The sequence below is a fragment of the Lactiplantibacillus sp. YT640 genome (assembly GCF_049745435.1).
GTDB lineage: Bacteria > Bacillota > Bacilli > Lactobacillales > Lactobacillaceae > Lactiplantibacillus > Lactiplantibacillus plantarum.
Genome location: NZ_JBMNVY010000099.1, coordinates 1 through 440 on the forward strand (window position 1 = coordinate 1; position 440 = coordinate 440).

Genomic DNA, 440 nt, shown 5'->3' on the forward strand with positions numbered 1-440 from the left:
AATAAAAAACTCAAAAAACGCGGTGTTCTCGGTTTCATTATGAAAAAATATATTTGATATTATCTAGTTTTCAAAGAACAAGTTTCAATGACGACCAACGTCGTCAATGGAGAATAGCGGGATCGAACCGCTGACCCCCTGCTTGCAAAGCAGGTGCTCTCCCAGCTGAGCTAATTCCCCATGAGGTATTCAACTTATGGAACCAACTGGTTCGGTTCCAATGGGCCTAAATGGACTTGAACCATCGACCTCACGCTTATCAGGCGTGCGCTCTAAACCAGCTGAGCTATAGGCCCAAAAAACGCTTATTAAATTGAGAGTTAGACCTCTCAAAACTAAACAAAGTTTCGAAGAATGTGTAGGTTTCCGTAATATTCCTTAGAAAGGAGGTGATCCAGCCGCAGGTTCTCCTACGGCTACCTTGTTACGACTTCACCCTA

Annotated in this window: 2 tRNA genes and 1 rRNA gene; all 3 read right to left on the bottom strand. The window is 43.4% G+C overall.

From position 1 onward, the window contains the following. Positions 1-107: 107 nt before the first annotated feature. A tRNA-Ala gene (locus ACOV1R_RS16095) sits at positions 108-180 on the bottom strand. Positions 181-221: 41 nt separating this feature from the next. Then, positions 222-296: transfer RNA gene (locus ACOV1R_RS16100), tRNA-Ile, on the bottom strand. Between the two features lie 86 nt (positions 297-382). Next, positions 383-440, bottom strand: a 16S ribosomal RNA gene (locus ACOV1R_RS16105); the annotation flags it as partial.